The organism is Mariniflexile ostreae (assembly GCF_042427585.1).
GTDB lineage: Bacteria > Bacteroidota > Bacteroidia > Flavobacteriales > Flavobacteriaceae > Pseudalgibacter > Pseudalgibacter ostreae.
In genome coordinates this window covers 15734-34135 of the sequence record NZ_JBHMFC010000012.1, presented here as the reverse complement: position 1 = coordinate 34135, position 18402 = coordinate 15734, and the positions used below count along the sequence as shown (strand labels likewise).

14 protein-coding genes are annotated in these 18402 nt (G+C 34.2%); 8 read left to right on the top strand and 6 right to left on the bottom strand.

The genetic code is table 11. The annotated features are described in order from the left end of the window. Positions 1 to 146: 146 nt before the first annotated feature. Positions 147 to 1619: an SLC13 family permease gene (locus ACFFU9_RS04525; protein WP_379860190.1), complete on the top strand. Its 1473-nt coding sequence runs from the start codon at positions 147 to 149 to the stop codon at positions 1617 to 1619. Here ACFFU9_RS04525 and ACFFU9_RS04520 read toward each other — a convergent pair. The 4 genes from ACFFU9_RS04520 to ACFFU9_RS04505 all read right to left on the bottom strand — a co-directional run bounded on the left by ACFFU9_RS04520 (position 1606) and on the right by ACFFU9_RS04505 (position 7127). Further along, positions 1606 to 2571, bottom strand: coding sequence for a YheT family hydrolase (locus ACFFU9_RS04520; protein ID WP_379860189.1), 966 nt, complete (start codon positions 2569 to 2571; stop codon positions 1606 to 1608). The two genes, ACFFU9_RS04525 and ACFFU9_RS04520, sit on opposite strands and share 14 nt — an antisense overlap. 78 nt (positions 2572 to 2649) lie before the next feature. Beyond that, positions 2650 to 4278 carry an adenine deaminase gene (gene ade, locus ACFFU9_RS04515; RefSeq protein ID WP_379860188.1) on the bottom strand — a complete coding sequence of 543 codons (1629 nt, stop codon included), beginning with the start codon at positions 4276 to 4278 and terminating at the stop codon, positions 2650 to 2652. A gap of 25 nt (positions 4279 to 4303) precedes the next feature. Next, positions 4304 to 5644: a tRNA lysidine(34) synthetase TilS gene (gene tilS / locus ACFFU9_RS04510; RefSeq protein WP_379860187.1), complete on the bottom strand. Its 1341-nt coding sequence runs from the start codon at positions 5642 to 5644 to the stop codon at positions 4304 to 4306. A gap of 166 nt (positions 5645 to 5810) precedes the next feature. Beyond that, positions 5811 to 7127, bottom strand: a complete 1317-nt coding sequence (locus ACFFU9_RS04505; protein WP_379860186.1) for an anthranilate synthase component I family protein — start codon at positions 7125 to 7127, stop codon at positions 5811 to 5813. An 82-nt stretch (positions 7128 to 7209) separates the two neighbouring features. Here ACFFU9_RS04505 and ACFFU9_RS04500 point away from each other — a divergent pair, with 82 nt between their 5' ends. The 6 genes from ACFFU9_RS04500 to ACFFU9_RS04475 all read left to right on the top strand — a co-directional run bounded on the left by ACFFU9_RS04500 (position 7210) and on the right by ACFFU9_RS04475 (position 14612). Continuing rightward, positions 7210 to 8103 (top strand): aldose 1-epimerase family protein, encoded by an 894-nt coding sequence (locus ACFFU9_RS04500; RefSeq protein WP_379860185.1) that lies wholly within the window; start codon positions 7210 to 7212, stop codon positions 8101 to 8103. Positions 8104 to 8141: 38 nt separating this feature from the next. Further along, positions 8142 to 9494, top strand: coding sequence for a DEAD/DEAH box helicase (locus ACFFU9_RS04495; RefSeq protein ID WP_379860184.1), 1353 nt, complete (start codon positions 8142 to 8144; stop codon positions 9492 to 9494). A gap of 594 nt (positions 9495 to 10088) precedes the next feature. Continuing rightward, entirely contained in the window at positions 10089 to 10808 is a 720-nt protein-coding gene (locus ACFFU9_RS04490) for a tetratricopeptide repeat protein (RefSeq protein ID WP_379860183.1), read from the top strand. Between the two features lie 274 nt (positions 10809 to 11082). Further along, positions 11083 to 12075 carry a hypothetical protein gene (locus ACFFU9_RS04485; protein WP_379860182.1) on the top strand — a complete coding sequence of 331 codons (993 nt, stop codon included), beginning with the start codon at positions 11083 to 11085 and terminating at the stop codon, positions 12073 to 12075. A gap of 3 nt (positions 12076 to 12078) precedes the next feature. Then, positions 12079 to 12408 carry a nucleotide pyrophosphohydrolase gene (locus tag ACFFU9_RS04480; protein ID WP_379860181.1) on the top strand — a complete coding sequence of 110 codons (330 nt, stop codon included), beginning with the start codon at positions 12079 to 12081 and terminating at the stop codon, positions 12406 to 12408. Next, the gene (locus ACFFU9_RS04475; RefSeq protein ID WP_379860180.1) at positions 12405 to 14612 is read left to right on the top strand and encodes a DNA/RNA helicase domain-containing protein; all 2208 of its coding nucleotides are present in this window, start codon (positions 12405 to 12407) and stop codon (positions 14610 to 14612) included. Before ACFFU9_RS04480 ends, ACFFU9_RS04475 begins: the two co-directional genes overlap by 4 nt. Before the next feature lie 230 nt (positions 14613 to 14842). Here the strand turns inward: ACFFU9_RS04475 and ettA are convergent, their stop codons facing one another. Both ettA and ACFFU9_RS04465 read right to left on the bottom strand, forming a co-directional pair. Next, a complete protein-coding gene (ettA, locus tag ACFFU9_RS04470; protein ID WP_379860179.1) occupies positions 14843 to 16534 on the bottom strand; it encodes an energy-dependent translational throttle protein EttA in 1692 nt (563 codons plus the stop codon). Between the two features lie 41 nt (positions 16535 to 16575). Next, positions 16576 to 16758 (bottom strand): CAL67264 family membrane protein, encoded by a 183-nt coding sequence (locus ACFFU9_RS04465; RefSeq protein ID WP_379860178.1) that lies wholly within the window; start codon positions 16756 to 16758, stop codon positions 16576 to 16578. Positions 16759 to 17203: 445 nt separating this feature from the next. Between ACFFU9_RS04465 and ACFFU9_RS04460 the strand changes: the two genes are divergently transcribed. Further along, positions 17204 to 18385 carry an MFS transporter gene (locus ACFFU9_RS04460; RefSeq protein WP_379860177.1) on the top strand — a complete coding sequence of 394 codons (1182 nt, stop codon included), beginning with the start codon at positions 17204 to 17206 and terminating at the stop codon, positions 18383 to 18385. The last annotated feature ends 17 nt before the right edge of the window (positions 18386 to 18402 follow it).

Genomic DNA, 18402 nt, shown 5'->3' with positions numbered 1-18402 from the left:
TTAAGGTTTTAAGCAAATGCCCATTTCATTTCATTTCCAACACTTAATCTTACAAGGCACTCAGAATCAATGTCGTAAAAAAAAAATATATTTAATAAAAAATTCAATTAAAATCAGTATTATTACATTGAACTAACCATTCTTTAATGACAACCACAAAACGCATTGGATTATTTTTAGGCCCGATACTTTTTATTTTAATTCGTTTATTCTTTCATCCCGAAGGTTTATCAACAGAAGCTAATGGTGTTTTAGCATCCACGTTATGGATTGCTGTTTGGTGGATTACCGAGGCCATCCCTATTGCAGCAACAGCTTTATTGCCTATAGTTCTGTTTCCGCTTTCTGGAAGTTTAGATATTGGCGCTACAACAGCTTCATTCGGGCACAAATATGTGTTTCTATATCTAGGAGGGTTTATAATCGCCATTGCCATAGAAAAATGGGGCTTGCACAAACGTATTGCGCTTAACATTATCAACATCATCGGATCAAACATCAAAAGGATTATTTTGGGTTTTATGATTGCTACAGCATTTTTATCGATGTGGATTTCCAACACAGCAACCTCTGTAATGATGTTACCTATAGGCATTGCGATTATAAAACAGCTGAAAGACAATCCCGAAACAGATGAAGATGAAAACCTTATTTTCGGAAAAGCGTTGATGCTTGCCATTGCTTATAGTGCTTCCATTGGCGGCATCGCTACTTTAATAGGAACCCCTCCTAATTTGGTTTTGGCAGGTGTTGTGGCAGAAACATATGGCTACGAAATCACTTTTCTACAATGGTTTATCTTTGGTTTTCCCATTTCAGTGGTGTTGATTTTTATATGTTGGAAATATTTGGCGTCATTTGCTTTCAAGTTTAAACAAAAAGAATTTCCAGGAGGAAAACAAGAAATCAAACGGCTTTTAAAATCTTTGGGATATATGACGTATGAAGAAAAAGTAGTTTCCCTTGTGTTTGCCACTACAGCCTTCTGTTGGATTACCCGATCGTTTTTAATCCAAAAATTATTGCCGCAAATGGATGATACTATCATTGCCATATGTTTTGCTCTTATTTTATTCGTTATACCTTCAAAAACAAAACATAAAAAAGTAATGACTTGGAAAGATACTAGAGATTTACCTTGGGGCATCATCTTGTTGTTTGGTGGGGGGATGGCTTTAGCAAAAGGTTTTGAAACGAGTGGACTGGCCCTTTATTTAGGAAGTCAAATGACCTCATTTGCCGGTTTTACCACCATTATATTAATCGTCTTAATTGTAGCGGCGGTTAATTTTTTAACGGAAATCACGTCAAATCTTGCCACAACAGCCATGCTATTGCCGGTTTTGGCGCCCATGGCATTGAGTATAGACGTTCACCCTTTTATTCTTATGGTTAGCGCAACGCTTGCAGCCTCATGTGCTTTTATGCTTCCCGTAGCAACACCGCCCAATGCTGTTGTTTTTGGTTCTGGCTATTTAAAAATTTCAGATATGGTAAGTAAGGGGTTTTTTATGAATGTTATTTCCATTGGGGTCTTGACCCTCTTTATTTATATTTTACTCCCAGAGCTTTGGCATATTGTAATAGAAGGTTTTCCAGAAAGTCTTAAAGCGAAGTGATATCAGTTATAAATTCTAAAGCACGCCGCTCATTATAGTACACACCTTTCTTTTCTATAAACCCTGAATGGCCACCATATTTTGGCATTTCCAAGTATAGATTAGGATTGTTTTTCGCTGCTTTAATTGGGTAACATTCCGAAGACAAAAACGAATCGTTTAAAGCATTTATAATAAGTGATGGCGTAGTTATATTGGGCAAGAACTGTAAACAACTGGACTGCTCATAATAGTCTAAAGCATCCTTAAAACCATGTGCTTTTGCGGTATAAACATTATCAAAATCGATTAATCTTTTTATAGAATTAAGATCTTCAACACTTAATGCCTCTTGAAACCGTTTTTGTTTAAGTTTTAGCCTATCTACTAATTCCTTTAAAAAGCGGTCGTGAAATAATTTATTTTTCAAAGTGTGCAATGCTTTAGAGGAACCATGAAGGTAACAAGGAACAGAAACCGCAATGGCTGCCTTTACTTGCTTTGGAACCGTTTCTCTCTCTCCTAAATATTTTAAAATAATATTGGCACCCAAACTGATACCTTTTAAATAAATTTCAGAATAATTCCTTACCGAAACCACATGCTCAATAACCGCTTCTAAATCGCCAGTAGCCCCAGAATGGTAACTGCTATATTTTAAATTATCCTCTCCACTACAGCCTCTAAAATTAACACTTACGGCATCCATATGGTTTTTATTAAAAAGTCTGGCAGTACCCGTCATATAAGGGCGTTGCCCATTGCCTTCTAACCCATGAAGCAAAATAATGAGTGTATTGCTTTTTTCTTCGGAATAACTCCAGTCTAGATCCAGAAAATCGCCGTCGCTTAAACTTAAGCGCTCTCGGGTTTGTTTTAAGGCAACCCGCCTAATCAATCCCGAATATACCGTAGATAAAAATCCGTTTTTTAAATAGAAAGCAGGTTTGTAAGTAGATTCTAATAAAGGCATGTTTTAAATTTTAGTATGCTGTAGGTATGGACTGTTATTTAATTATAGAACGTTTTATATTTATAAAACACGTTATGTTCATGAAACTTGCAAAGATGCAAATTTAAAGTCTTTCCCATTAAAAAGACCTTTATCGCTTAACTTTAAAGCTGGAATAACCAACAAAGCCATAAAAGACAAAGTCATGTAAGGAGCATTTAGTTTGGAGCCCATTGTTTTTGCCATTTTATCAAGTTCGGCATATTGTCTTCCTACGGTTTCTCCATCTTTGTCACTCATAATTCCAGCCACTGGTAATGCAAGGGCCTTCTCTTGGACTGGATTAGAAGAAACAGCACAGATTCCACCTTTATTTTCTATCAAAACATTCACGGCTTTGCAAAGGGCTTCATCTGAAACACCAACGGCAATAATATTATGCGAATCGTGTGCTACGGAAGATGCAATGGCACCCTCTGTCAATCCGAAATTTTTAATAAACGCTATTGCAGGTGGGCTGTTATTATACCGATTAACAACCGCGATTTTTAAAACATCCTTTTCAATATTAGATATTAAATTTCCGTTTTCTACTAAAGCATCCTCAACACACTCTTGGGTTACTAACTCCCCTTCCAACGCTTCTATAACCCGAATCTGCTTTGTTAAAGCTTCCACTTTAAAATCTGAAACCTTTTTTTTGCTGCAATTGAAATGATTTAAATTTTTAAATGAAACAGGCGCAATAAGAGAGCGACCATTCTCAAAAACCAACTTTCCTTTTATATAGGTTTGAAGTGTATTAAAGTGTATTAAATCCTCGACCACAATACAATCTGCATCATCATTGGGCTGTAACAGACCCACTTCTAAACTGTAATGCTTTACAGCATTCAGACATGCCACCTGCAAGACTTTAAACACATCCATACCTTTCGCCACAGCTCTAGCGCAAAGCTGATTGATATGGCCAACCAACAAATCATCTGGATGCTTGTCGTCACTACAAAACATGAGATTTTCAAAATGCTCTGGAAGAAGTGCTATTAAAGCTTCGAAGTTTTTAGCGGCACTCCCCTCTCGAATTAATATTTTCATCCCTTTTTGAAGCTTCTCCAAAGCTTCTTCATAAGTAAAACATTCATGATCTGTAAAAATACCTGCATTTATATAAGCTGACACAGCATCGCCCCTTAACCCTGGTGCATGCCCATCAATAGGCTTATTGTAATGCTTTGCCCATGCTATTTTAGCCATAACGTCGCTATCATTAAAAAGCACGCCTGGATAATTCATCATTTCTGCTAAATACTTGATATCTGGGTTTTCAAGAAGTGTTTTTATGGCACGGGAATCGATAACGGCGCCTGCCGATTCAAACGCGGTTGCAGGCACACAAGATGGTGCGCCAAAATTAAATTTAAATGGGGTTTGTTTGCCATTCTCAATCATGAATTCTACACCTTTAACTCCCAATACATTTGCGATTTCATGTGGATCCGAAACGGTTGACACGGTACCATGCTTAACTGCCAATCGTGCAAATTCTGAAGGCACCAACATAGAGCTTTCTATATGAATATGCGCATCGACAAAGCCTGGAAGGATATAATGGTTTACATCATGATCCTTTTCTTCAATTGTTTTAATCTTACCCTGTTCAATAGTAATTTCTCCCTTATAGATACGCTTGTTTTGTATATCGACTATTTGACCTTGTAGTTTCATTTTTATACGAATATCTAGACTGTAATTAATATAACAGTCCTGTTTTTAATTGAATTTCAAGAACATCTCTGGTGTTTTCTGTAACTTTAAATCGGTTATCTGCACGTCTATTTACAACCCAGACAATGTCGTTTCCAGAACATAGTAACCATACGTTCTCTTTATCCAATATTGATAGCTTCTCATCTTTAAAATACTTACTAAGTTTCTTTTTTCCAGACATCCCAAACGGATAAAACACATCACCTTCTTCCCATTTTCGCAATGTTAATGGGAATTTAAGCAATGCTTTATCAACATAAGCAACCGTATGTTTTTTATTTACCGTAGCCTTTTCTCTGTTTGTTATAGCATCATCAAAAACCAGCATTCCAAAAGGGGTTTCAATCCACTTATCGTTTTCTGAAATTGTTATAGCAGGACTGTCGTAATCATGAATTTTACTCAATAATAAATGCTCCCTATTTTTTATCAATCGATAAGTAGATGAAAACACTTGTTTTCCAGATGCTGCATCCAATAAACTAAGGATGTCATGCCATTGTGTAAAACCAAATTCCTTAAACACTTCATATAAATAAGCTTTAGGGCTTGCTACGGCTTTAAATTCTGAAATTTTAAATCTAACTTCATTTCCACTTATATTTTCGATGGTTCTTGATAAAAACACATCCACACTTTCCGTAACGATCTCATGTGTTTCTTTTAAGTTACTAATGGTGTTTTGAAAGTTTTGCAACACCTTTGGATTAATCTCTTTTAAAATAGGAATAATATCATGTCGCAACTTATTACGCAAATATTTTGTGGACGCATTGCTGCTGTCGTTTCGCCATTTAATAGCATTCGTTTTGGCAAACTGTTTCATTTCTGCACTCGAAAAAGGCAACAGGGGCCTTACCAAACGATCATTAATTTCTGGAATTCCAGTTAAGCCTTCCAATCCTGTTCCTCGTGTTAAGTTAATCAAAAACGTTTCTAGGTTATCATCGGCATGGTGCGCCGTTAAAATAAAAGGACAGTTTAATTGTGTTGCTAATTCTTTAAACCAAGCATAACGTAAATCACGACAAGCAATCTGTATCGAGCACTTGTTATCCTGGGCATATTTATAAGTATCAAAATTTTCAACAAAAACTTCTAGATTCAGGTCTTCCGCCAATTTTATAACAAAACACTCATCACCGTCACTCTCTTCTGCCCTTAAATTAAAATTGCAATGTGCTAAAGCCACCTTTAATTTTAATTTATGGCATAAGTGCGTTAAAATAACACTGTCCATACCTCCCGAAATAGCAATAAGCAGTTTTTTTTCTTTTAGAAAAGGCAGGTTTTTATTAATATGATGTTCAAAACGTTCAAGCATGTTCAAAGTTAAGTTTTATTTTAGTTTTGCAAAGGTTTTTTCGGGTAAAGCCGTAAAGCTATAGGGGTAGAAAAACTCTACTATCAACGAAGATTAAAGGATACTAAAGGGAACTATAGAAGCTGAAAACTGTCATTTTTACTGTCACTTAAAATTAAAACGACTCCTAAGCTTCTAAAACCTTACGCATCGCTTTAGCCTTAATTAAACATTCTTCATACTCTTTATAAGGGTCACTTTTTGTTGTAATGGCACTGCCTACAGAAAAGGATACATATTTTTCACTGTCATTATATAAGATACTACGAATAACAACACTAAAATCAAAATCCTGTTCTGGTGTAATATACCCAACCGCGCCAGAATACAGGCCACGCTTGGCATCTTCTAATTCTTCTATAATTTCCATGGCCGAAATTTTAGGAGCCCCCGTCATACTCCCCATTGGAAATGTACTCTTCAAAATATCTACAGGATGAGTTTGCGCCGCTACTCTTGAACTTACTGTTGAAATCATTTGATGTACTTGCTGAAACGTATAAATATCACATAAAGCTTCTACTTTAACGCTTCCCCGGAGGGCTGTTTTAGAAAGATCGTTACGCACTAAATCAACAATCATAACATTCTCACTACGCTCTTTCGGATCTAAAAACAGATTGTTTTTTAATTGCTCATCTTCTTTAGCGTTAGACGATCGCTTTGATGTGCCTTTTATGGGCTGGGAAATAATTCGGTCTTGATCTTTCTTAATATAGCGCTCTGGAGACGCCGATATTAAATATTTATCCTGACACTTTAAAAATGAGGCGAAAGGTGGACGGGAAATGGCATTCAGTTTCCGATACGTCTCCAACGGATCGATTGTGGTGTTTTCTGAATAAAACTCCTGACAAAAATTAGCTTCATAAAGATTCCCACGATGGATGTGCTGTAAAAGCGTATCTACTTTTTTCAAATACCTCTTTTTATCTGTACGGGGCTTTATGTGAATATTATTCAGGGTGTTTTCTTCTGGCTGATTTTGAATTAAAAGAATGGTTTCTAAATCCGATTCTATCTCATCATCAACACAATTTAGATATTGAATTTCAAGCGTGCTCCCTTTTATTAAGAATAATTTTTTAGGTTGAAAAAAATATAGATCTGGAAATTGCAAGCCATCAAAATTATGCGATTCTAAGCGTTCCACATCATTTTTAAGATCATAAGTCAAATATCCAAAAATCCAATCTTTTGTATGGGACTGATACTCTTTTAACTTTGTAAAACCCTCTACAAAATCCGTTTGTATACCTGTAAAAGCGTCTACAGCCAAAACCGTATCGTAACTTGCATAATTTTGTTCTTTATAAGTATTTTCCGAGCCTAACAAAGTATTAGAATCTAACCAAACCACATCGTCAAATTGCTGCGCCCATATCAATAATTGATTATTAAATACTTCGGGATGTTTTACCGTATGGAATTGTTTAGTTCTCAATAAAAAAATAAATTTTACAACGCAAAGTTAAGGACATTACTTAAATTTTTAAGTATTTTGTGCGATAGTTTAAATCTTGATCATGATGTACACATTACAAAATAAAAAGCTTAAAATAAGTGTTAAAAAAACAGGCGCCGAACTTTGTGACATTAGTGCTATAAAAAACAAAACACGTTTTATGTGGCATGCAGATCCTGACATTTGGGAGGCCCATGCGCCTAACTTGTTCCCTATAATTGGTGCTTTAAAAAATAACACCTATTTCTTTGACAACAAAAGCTATACGCTTCCAAAACATGGTTTTATTAGAAATAATAATGACATGCAACTTCATGAACAAACCGAAAATAGTTTAACCTTTAAGCTTGCATCTAATGAAGCCCTTTTGGAAATTTATCCTTTTAAATTTGAGTTCCACATCACTTTCGCCCTTAAAGATAACTCTGTAGAAGTTCGACATACCATTATAAATAACGACAATAAAACAATGTTTTTTTCTGTGGGCGGACACCCTGCTTTTAAATGCCCCGTATTTGAAAATGAAAATTATGAAGACTACCTGTTAGAGTTTGAATATCCTGAACGTTCTAAAACGCACCTTATCAATATGGAAAAAGGCTTAATGTCCTCTAAAACGAAATCCGTTTTCCACAATTCAAACACCATACCCTTAACACATGATTTATTTAACCAAGATGCTCTTGTGTTTAAAGATTTAAAATCTAGAAAAGTAACGCTTAAAAGTAAATTAAAAGGCAATGTTCTTACAGTTCATTATCCCGATTTCCCTTATTTAGGAATTTGGGCGAAGCCTGCAGGCGATTATGTATGCATAGAACCTTGGTTAGGCATTGCAGATCATGAAGATACCGATCAAAACTTTACAGACAAAGAAGGGGTACTCGCTTTGGCTCCCGAAAAAACTTTTGAAGCCGCTTACACTATTGAAATACATAATACCCATTTAGTGTAAAATAATAAACTTAACTTTGCTAGCTAAAATGCAGCACCGTGAACTTTAACGATTTAAATTTAAACACCCCACTTTATAACGCCTTAAACGATTTAGGCTTTACAACCCCAACCCCCATCCAAGCCGAAGCGTTTAATGTAGTGGCATCGGGAAAAGATGTTGTAGGCATTGCACAAACAGGTACAGGAAAAACCTTTGCTTATATGCTACCCATTTTAAAGCATTTAACATTTTCCACCCAAGAAACCCCTAGGGTGCTGGTTTTGGTTCCAACACGGGAACTGGTGGTACAGGTTGTAGATGAAATCGAAAAACTCTCTAAGTACATTAACAACAGAGTTTTAGGGGTTTACGGAGGTACTAATATCAATACCCAAAAACAGGCTATTGCACAAGGTATCGATATTTTAGTCGCAACACCGGGCAGATTCTACGATCTTGCTTTAAGTCGGGTATTACAGCTTAAAACCATTCAGAAATTAGTTATAGATGAAGTAGATGTTATGTTGGACCTAGGCTTTAGACACCAACTGATTAATATTTTTGATATTCTACCTGATAAAAGACAGAACATCATGTTTTCGGCAACAATGACACATGATGTAGATGTTTTAATCAATGATTTTTTTAAAAATCCAGAGCGGGTTTCTATTGCTGTTTCAGGAACTCCATTAGAAAACATTTCACAAGAACGGTACCATGTGCCTAATTTTTATACTAAAGTTAACCTGCTAACACATTTACTTCAAGATACAGATCGGTTTAATAAAGTACTGATATTTGTAGCTTTCAAAAAAATGGCCGACCGTTTATTTGAAAAGCTAGAGGAACATTTTAAAGAAGAAATTTGTGTAATCCACTCCAATAAAACACAAAATTACAGATTGCGTAGTATCGAGCAGTTTAGAAATGGTGATAACCGTATTTTAATAGCTACAGACGTGATGGCACGGGGTTTGGATATTGACAACGTATCGCACGTGATTAATTTTGATACGCCCGATTATCCTGAAAATTATATGCACCGTATTGGTAGAACTGGTCGTGCGGAACGAGAAGGTGAAGCGCTTATTTTTTCTACGGAAGTTGAAAAAGAAGCTATTGAAAGTATTGAAAATTTGATGAAAATGACCATTCCTTTAATGGCATTACCTGAAGCGCTTGTTATCTCAACAGAATTGATAGAAGAAGAACGTCCGCAAATAAAAGAACGCTACAATCCTACCAAGCGAAATGATGAAGATGCACCTGGCCCTGCCTTTCACGAGAAATCTGAAAAAAACTCTAAAGAAAATTTAGGAGGGTCTTATAAATTTAAAATTGCCGAAAAATACAAAAAACCAAAAACTAGAGGCGACAAGAATTTTAATAAGCGGAATAAAGGGAAGTAGTGGTTTAGTCATTTTATAACTTTACAATATAGCTGAGACCCAGAACTTTTAATTAGTTGTCTAAATTTTCTAGATGATTAGAGAGAATAATTTAGTTAATGGATATTGATTGACTCAAATTTACGTGCAAAGAAAAAAGGACAGACTATCTTAATACGAGAATAATGCTACAATCTTAAGCAGTCTAAAAAAACTTAGAAATCACCATTTCAGAAAATATTGGAAAAGTAAATGCAACCTATCTAACTAGTCTTTCTCCAAACTTAAGAAAGCTATACGCTGGAAGCTTTTACATACTATATACGAGTTAACCAAAATACCAGATCTTTAAAAAACACCGTCTGCACTTTATAATGTTTTGCCTTTTTACAAGTGACTGCGAAATTTTCCCTATGTAAGGTGTGCAATCATATTATAAGATAAATTAACTTCATTACATTTGTGTTAAGAATTGAAAATCTAAAGTAAAAAGAAGTATTAGAAAAAAAAGACCATTATTAACGGGTATGCACAAATCAGTAGAAAAAACTTAAAATATACTTAAGCTAAATACTGTGTTTTCTAATTTTTAAATAAAAGATATAATAGCATAAAATGACAATAATACATCCATTAGATAATTTCATTTACGAACTTTTTCCAATTATTGAAAAGAATGAAGAAAGCTTAAAAAAAGCTATTACCGATTTCTATACAATGGGAAACATAAAACCCTCAATTACTTTCCATAGCACGTATATTAAGATATCAATTGATACAAAACGTATTCAAGTTGAAGCCACAAAATTTCAAAAACTAACCTCACTCTGTGAAAGCTCGCAATTTGAAGACGCAAAAATTTTAGCACAACACTTAATTGATTTAAACCCTAATATTTCTGAATATCATAGAATTTTAGGTCAAATTTATTCAGAGTTAGGAAACCAAGAAGAAGCTATCAACTCATTAATTTATGCCTTAAGATGGAATCCAAAAAATGAATGGGCATTATTGATGATGGGAAACATCTTTGCAAAATTTCGAGATGATATTGAAACAGCAATGAAATATTATGATCAAGTATTAATAATAAAACCGAATGATTGCATCACGCTAAATAATGTAGGTGCAAATTTAATGCAACTTGGTAAAAAAAAGGAAGCTTTAAAATACTTTAATAAAGCTTTAAAATCAGACCACACTTATCCCAATACGTACTACGCTTTAGCTCTAGTGGCTAACAAGGAGAATGATTATAAAAAAGCCTTCAACTACTCCCTTAAAGCCATAGAACACACACACACACACACACACACACACACACACACACACTAGAGAGCTTTACTCAAACGCCTTCCATTTAGCAATTGAATCTGCAAAAAGATTAAAAGCTGAAATAGACGCTAAAAAAGTAATTAATAATATTATAGCGAGACTCACTTATCTCACTGAAAAAGAAATTCGCATTGAAGAAGATAATTCTATACCAACGGCTGCTAAAATTGAATTTGCAGAAAATTATGATAGAGATTATCATTTTATAAAATATAAACCAAATTATATTGGTGTAGAACATTTAGTACTTCATGAGTTAATTCATTTAGAATTAGTGGAAGAAGCTAGAAGAAAAGATTTAAATGAACTTTTCATTAGTAATCAATCTAACAAATCAAAATTCTTTTTCTCTTTAGAGAAAGAAGCTTCTAAGCTACATAAAAACGGTGTTTCAGAAGAAAATATATCTAATTATTTTTCTGCATTATTTGAAGGTTTAAATAGACAGATTTACAATACACCTATTGATTTATTTATTGAAGACAGAATCTTTAATCAATTGGAGTCTATTAGGCCTATTCAATTTTTATCGTTGCTAACATTGCTACAAGAAGGAATTGAAGCCACTACGAAAAAAGAAATTGTAAAAAACTCTCCAAAAAATATCCTTTCAAAATCAAAAGTTCTAAACATTATAAATGCTTTACATTTTAAAAACTTATTCCATCTTGATTTAATTGATCAGTTTAAAGCTTCAAAGTTAGAGCTAACCCAAGCAAACGAACTATATGCTGAGTTTAATGAATATAGAAAGGACAAAGCTCCAGGTGAAGAATATGAATTAATAAATCATTGGGCAGAAGATTTAGATCTCGACAGCTACTTTACGCTTGTGTCCGAATCAGAATATCGTCAAAAAACTTTAGAATCAGTTCTAAAGGAAATTGAAGCCGACCCATTAGGTGCCAATTCTACCGATTCATCTGCAGATAGAAAAATGAAAAAATTCCTTAAGGAACATTCTTCGGGGGAAATAAATATGGGTGTTGCCATGTTCATGACAGATGCAATTCGTTATTTTTCTAAAACCTCTAATGAAGAAACAAAGAAAATTGCTTTTGAAATTGCAACTATTGGAACTCAGGGTATTGATCCAAACAAAAAGAACTACTCAATTCCATCCATAAAGAATAGTAATTTCTCTGGCTACAAAACGTTAGCGTATTACTATGTGAGCTGGGCAATAGCAATTCCAGAGATGTTAAAACAATTGCAACTTCCTTTTGATAAAGAATATGAGTTGGCAAATAAATACTTAAAACTATAATTCATGAATGATATTAAAAAAATCATTGAAGAGTTAGTTAAATTTAGAGATGATCGAGAATGGAGCCAATTTCACAATCCCAAAGATTTAGCACTTGCAATTAATATTGAATCAAGCGAGTTACTAGAGCTATTTCTATGGAAAAAAGCAGAAGAAGCCAATAAAGAAAAAATTAAAGAAGAACTAGCAGATGTGTTTTCCTTTGCTTTCCTACTTGCAGAAAAATATAATTTTGATGTTATGGAGATTGTTTTGGATAAAATGCAAAAAAACGCAAAAAAATATCCTATAGAAAAAGCAAAAGGAACTGCGAAAAAGTATAATGAACTATGAATTTGTCCTTTGAATTATCTGTGGAAATTTCTGAATGCTATGATTTTAATAAAAAATCATTAGATAAAATAAATGAAAACATATGGGTCAAAAACCAATGGCCTCTAGTTTACTTCCTTCAAAACGATTCCAAAAAGGTGGCCTATGTTGGAGAATCAACCAATTTTTCAAATCGAATAAAAAATCATTTAGCAAATCCAGATAAAGCAAAAGCTTTTAACCAAGTTTCAATAATTGGTTCTGATAAATTTAATAAATCTGTTGCTTTAGATATTGAATCAAAATTAATTCAATATCTATCTTCAGAAGGGTCTTATGAATTACATAATGGTAATTATGGATTAATTAATCACAACTACTACCAACAAGATTTATATAAAAATCTTTTCACAAGTATTTGGGACAAATTAGTAGAGAACAAAATCGTAAGCAAGTCCCTTCAAGAAATTGAAAATACGGAGCTATTTAAATATTCTCCCTATAAATCACTTAATGAAAACCAATACAATTCCGTAATTGAAATTATGGAATCACTCACACATAAAAAGTCAAATCAAATTTTCATTAAAGGAAGTGCAGGTACAGGAAAAACCATTCTTGCAACTTACTTAATAAAACTACTTATTTCCGATGTTTCAGAGTCTTATAAAGATGATTTCAATGAAAATGAAATCTATGAAATCACTTTAATAAAAGCTTTCAAAAAAAAATATCCTAAAGCTGAAATTGGATTTGTTGTAGCTATGAGTTCTTTAAGAAAAACATTGCAGAATGTTTTCTCTAAAACTCCTGGTCTGAAAAAATCAATGGTAATTAGCCCTGCTCAAACCTTTAAAAAAGAATATGATTTATTAATTGTTGATGAAGCGCATCGATTAAGGCAATATAAAAACATTAGTTGGAGAGGCGCTTTCAAACAATGTAATGAGAAACTAGGATTAGATGATTCAGGGAATGAATTAGATTGGATAATTGCAAATAGTAAACACCAAATATTTTTTTATGATTCTGCTCAATCTGTAAAACCATCTGACATAGACGCTTCTAATTTTGATAAACTCATCTCTGATAAAGAATCAATTATTATTGAACTTAAATCACAAATGCGCTCACAAGGTGGTAATGATTACATAACGTTTGTGGATAATATTTTACATGTTAAAAAGGATAAAAAAGACAAGTACATTTCAGACAAATATGACTTATTGGTCTTTGACTCTTTAAAAGATTTATATGCTCAACTTGAAATAAAAGAAGATAAATACAATTTATGTCGATTGATTGCAGGTTTCTCTTGGCCTTGGCTTTCTGATATAAGAGGAAAAACCCCTAACGCAATAGATATTGAAATTGAGGGGCTTAAATTTCAATGGAATAGGACTCCAGATGATTGGGTGAGTTCACCAAATGCTTTTAATGAGATTGGAAGTATTCATACAACTCAAGGTTATGATTTAAACTATGCTGGAATTATTTTCGGTGAGGAAATTGTTTTTAATCCAAAAACTCAACAAATCGAAATAATTAGAGAAAAGTACTTTGATAAGTATGGAAAACAACAAACAACAGATGAAGATTTAAAAACCTACATTATTAATATTTATAAAACAATGATGTACAGGGCTATAAAAGGCACTTACATCTATGCTTGTGATAAGAATTTAAGCGCATATTTTAAAAAACATATTCCTACTTATAAAAAAGAAAGTAAATTACGAATTCTTCCTTTTAGGGATGTTAGACCATACGTTAACTCAGTACCAATTTATGACATTTATGCTGTAGCTGGTGGATTTAGCGATTTGCAAATCCAGTCTGAGCATGAAGCATTTGACTGGGTTGAATTGCCTATGAATGTATCCGTTACCGAAGGGTATTTTGTTTGCCAAGTTCTAGGAGAATCGATGAATAAACGGATTCCAGATGGGTCATGGTGTTTGTTTAAAACGTATTCTGGAGGTACAAGAGAAGGAAAAATTGTTTTGGTCGAACACTATAATATTCAAGATTCAGATTTTGGAGCTGGTTATACAATAAAAACATATCACAGTGAAAAAACAACAACTGAGGATAGCTGGATTCACAAATCAATAATTTTAAAACCATTTTCTTCTGATTCTATTTATAAAGATATCATTTTGGATGAAAATGATTTGGAAGAACTTAAAGTTATTGGTGAATTTATTAAGATACTACACACTTAATATGTCAATATCACGAATACGATAGAAGATAAAAAAACATAACAACATACTTCATTTTCAGGATTTTGAAGCAACTTCTTATAAAATAATTGGTGTTCTAAAATACATAAGGTTTTAGTGAAAAAACAAAGAAATCCTAAAATTAAAACGCACACTCTTTTTAGGATAGAATTCCCTTTTAATGCTTTCAATAAAAAAACGCCCTCTTTACAGCGGGCGTCTTTAATAATTTATCGGACTAATTTTTTGTACTTTATACGTTTCGGCATTAAATCGCCACCAAGACGTTTCTTTTTATTTTCTTCATATTCAGAAAAACCACCTTCAAAGAAATACACTTGCGAATTTCCTTCAAAAGCCAATATATGAGTACAAATACGGTCTAAAAACCACCGGTCGTGACTAATAACTACGGCACATCCTGCAAAATTCTCTAAACCTTCCTCTAAAGCCCGTAGTGTATTTACATCGAGGTCGTTCGTTGGCTCATCTAAAAGCAATACGTTACCTTCTTCTTTAAGCGTCATGGCTAAATGTAACCGGTTACGCTCCCCACCAGATAATAGTTTCACTTTTTTATTCTGTTCACCACCAGAAAAATTAAAGCGACTTAAGTAAGCACGGGAGTTCACTTCTTTTCCGCCCATTAAAATAAGGTCTTGTTCATCACTAAAGTTTTGCCAAATGGTTTTTTCTGGATCGATATTAGAATGTTTTTGATCTACATAAGCTAATTTTGCTGTTTCTCCAACCACAAACTCACCCTTATCAGGTGTTTCTTCACCCATAATCATTCTAAAAATAGTGGTTTTACCCGCACCATTAGGCCCTATAACCCCTACAATTCCTGCTTGAGGCAGCTTAAAGTTTAAATCCTCATATAACAGTTTGTCATCATAACCTTTGCTCACGCCCTTAGCTTCAATAACATTTGTACCTAAACGCGGTCCGTTAGGAATGTATATTTCTAGTTTTTCGTCAAGCTGTTTTTGGTCTTGACTCATTAATTTATCGTAATTATTTAAACGCGCTTTTTGCTTCGTTTGACGGCCTTTAGCACCTTGTCGTACCCATTCTAGCTCACGTTCTAAGGTTTTTTGGCGTTTGGATGCCGTTTTGCTTTCCTGTGCCAAACGTTTTGACTTTTGGTCTAACCAAGACGAGTAGTTCCCTTTCCAAGGAATTCCTTCTCCCCTATCCAGTTCCAAAATCCACCCCGCTACATTATCCAAGAAATACCTATCGTGCGTTACCGCAATTACGGTACCCTTATATTGTGCCAAGTGATGCTCTAACCAATGTACAGATTCGGCATCTAAATGGTTGGTAGGTTCATCTAACAACAACACGTCTGGTTCTTGCAAAAGCAGTCGGCATAAAGCTACACGACGCCGCTCACCACCAGACAATACGCTTATTTTCTTGTCGCCATCGGGGGTGCGCAAAGCATCCATGGCAATCTCCAACTTAGTATCGAGTTCCCAAGCGTCGGCAGCATCAATTTGGTCTTGAAGCTCTGCTTGTCGGTTCATCAATTTTTCCATTTTATCAGCATTGGAATACACTTCTTCCAACCCGAACATATCATTGATTTTATTGTATTCATCAAGAATAGCAACGGTTTCTGCTGCTCCTTCTTTAACAATTTCTAAAACCGTTTTGTTCTCATCCAATTGCGGTTCCTGTTCCAAATACCCCACAGAGTAATCTTGTAAAAAGGTTACATCACCTTGAAAATTCTTATCAGTTCCTGCTATAATTTTAAGCAGAGTAGACTTTCCAGAACCATTAAGTCCTAAAATTCCAATTTTAGCACCGTAAAAAAAACTTAAATAAATATTTTTTAAAACCGGAGTATTTGCACCCGGAAATGTCTTGGTTAATCCAGACATTGAAAAAATAACTTTTTTATCGTCACTCATTTTTCTTAATCTTTAAATCGTAAATAAACAATTGTATCTCTTTAAACACGCCCTTTTAAGGCATTAAAAACCCAAGCAATGGCAAAAAAACCAATACCTACAGCTGCAAATCCCCAGCCTGCTACATCATCATATCGAAATGCGCCAAGCGCAATTAAAACTACCCCTACTAATATCATAACCCATGTTGCCCACGCTAACACGGTATTTTTATTCATTGCCATACTTTACATATTAAAGCGCTCCACTTTTAACAATCGTTATAAAGCGAGATTATGTCCTTATTTTCTTAATTGACTTTCAATTTAAAAAAAGACTTCTTTTTTTTTGCGCAAAATTCAAACAAATATCGTGTTTTTAGTAGTAAAAGTAAAGTATAAAAATAATAATATTTTAACAGCTAGTTTTAAGTCTCAAATTACCTATTAATGTGCTGGATCTATATCCCTATTTCAAGCTTTAAAAAAAAACCTCTAACTATTTCATCATAGAACCTATTTATACTACCAATTGTTCAAAACAAGCCCTATAAATCCAGATATCTGTAATAGAACACCCCTTCTTATCAAGACTGTTCAATTAACTTTTTTTTAATCGTATTATTATAAGATTTCAGTTCCTACTATCTACTTTTGCATTCTCTTTTTTAATAAAAAACGATACTGTTTAATGAACAAAGCTTTATTATCCCTAGCAGTTGGAGGATTTGGAATTGGGTTAACCGAATTTGTAATTATGGGTATTCTGCCTGATGTTGCTAGTGCTTTTAATATTAGTATACCAGAAGCAGGACATTTTATTTCTGCTTACGCATTAGGTGTGGTAATTGGTGCTCCAATACTTACTGGTTTAGGAAGCAAATGGCCTGCAAACCAAGTGTTACTGGTTTTAATGCTTTGGTTTACCGTATTTAACACTTTATCGGCTTTTGCCACTGGATATTCTTCTTTTATAGTTTTACGTTTTTTATCAGGTTTACCACATGGTGCTTTTTTCGGGATTGGTGCTGTAGTGGCCGGTAAATTATCTAAACCAGGAAAAGAAGCAAAGGGCATTGCCATTATGTTTAGTGGATTAACATTTGCTAATTTATTAGGGGTGCCTTTAGGAACTTATCTTGGAAAACACTTTAGTTGGAATGTTACCTTTTTTATGGTTGGTCTGGTAGGCGTATTGGCTGTTTTAAGTGTAAAGGTCTGGATGCCCTACTTTAAACCCTCTTTGGAATCTAATTTCTTTAAAGAATTTAGAATTTTTAAACGTTTAGAACTCTGGCTCATTATAGCGCTAACCACTATCGGTACTGGTGGTTTTTTCGCTTGGTACAGCTATATATCGCCTTTAATTACCGATGTAGCTGGACACCCAAAAGAGATGGTGGCGCTCGCTATGGTATTAGCAGGTTTAGGTATGGTAATTGGGAACTTTATTGGCGCCAAGTTGGCTGAAAAGTTTACTCCTATTTATGCTGTAATCATAACGTTGGTACTTATGGTGGTTTGTTTATCCTTAAATACTGTTTTAGCTTCTGATAAGGTGATGGTTTTAGTTATGACCTTTATAATAGGTACAGTAACCTTCTGCTTGTCCACCCCCATTCAAGTCGCGATAATAAATGCGTCGACAGGCTCTGAAACTTTAGGCTCATCATTAAACCAAAGTGCCTTCAACATAGGAAATGCTTCTGGAGCCTATTTTGCAGGTATCCCCATTGCCATGGGATATGGCTATACCGCTGCCGACTGGGTTGGCGCGGCTATGGCAGGAATAGGTGTGCTAATTGCAATAGGTATTATTATATTACGAAAATGGCATGCAAGCCAAGAAAAAACAAATACAGTTTATCCTTAATTTTTATTTAAAGAGAC

What these genes read in the sequence shown, in the direction of transcription:
- ACFFU9_RS04525 (WP_379860190.1), top strand. Translation starts at nt 147, where the DNA reads ATGACAACCACAAAACGCATTGGATTATTTTTAGGCCCGATACTTTTT.
- ACFFU9_RS04520 (WP_379860189.1), bottom strand. Translation starts at nt 2,571, where the DNA reads ATGCCTTTATTAGAATCTACTTACAAACCTGCTTTCTATTTAAAAAAC.
- ade (WP_379860188.1), bottom strand. Translation starts at nt 4,278, where the DNA reads ATGAAACTACAAGGTCAAATAGTCGATATACAAAACAAGCGTATCTAT.
- tilS (WP_379860187.1), bottom strand. Translation starts at nt 5,644, where the DNA reads ATGCTTGAACGTTTTGAACATCATATTAATAAAAACCTGCCTTTTCTA.
- ACFFU9_RS04500 (WP_379860185.1), top strand. Translation starts at nt 7,210, where the DNA reads ATGATGTACACATTACAAAATAAAAAGCTTAAAATAAGTGTTAAAAAA.
- ACFFU9_RS04490 (WP_379860183.1), top strand. Translation starts at nt 10,089, where the DNA reads ATGACAATAATACATCCATTAGATAATTTCATTTACGAACTTTTTCCA.
- ACFFU9_RS04480 (WP_379860181.1), top strand. Translation starts at nt 12,079, where the DNA reads ATGAATGATATTAAAAAAATCATTGAAGAGTTAGTTAAATTTAGAGAT.
- ACFFU9_RS04475 (WP_379860180.1), top strand. Translation starts at nt 12,405, where the DNA reads ATGAATTTGTCCTTTGAATTATCTGTGGAAATTTCTGAATGCTATGAT.
- ettA (WP_379860179.1), bottom strand. Translation starts at nt 16,534, where the DNA reads ATGAGTGACGATAAAAAAGTTATTTTTTCAATGTCTGGATTAACCAAG.
- ACFFU9_RS04465 (WP_379860178.1), bottom strand. Translation starts at nt 16,758, where the DNA reads ATGGCAATGAATAAAAATACCGTGTTAGCGTGGGCAACATGGGTTATG.
- ACFFU9_RS04460 (WP_379860177.1), top strand. Translation starts at nt 17,204, where the DNA reads ATGAACAAAGCTTTATTATCCCTAGCAGTTGGAGGATTTGGAATTGGG.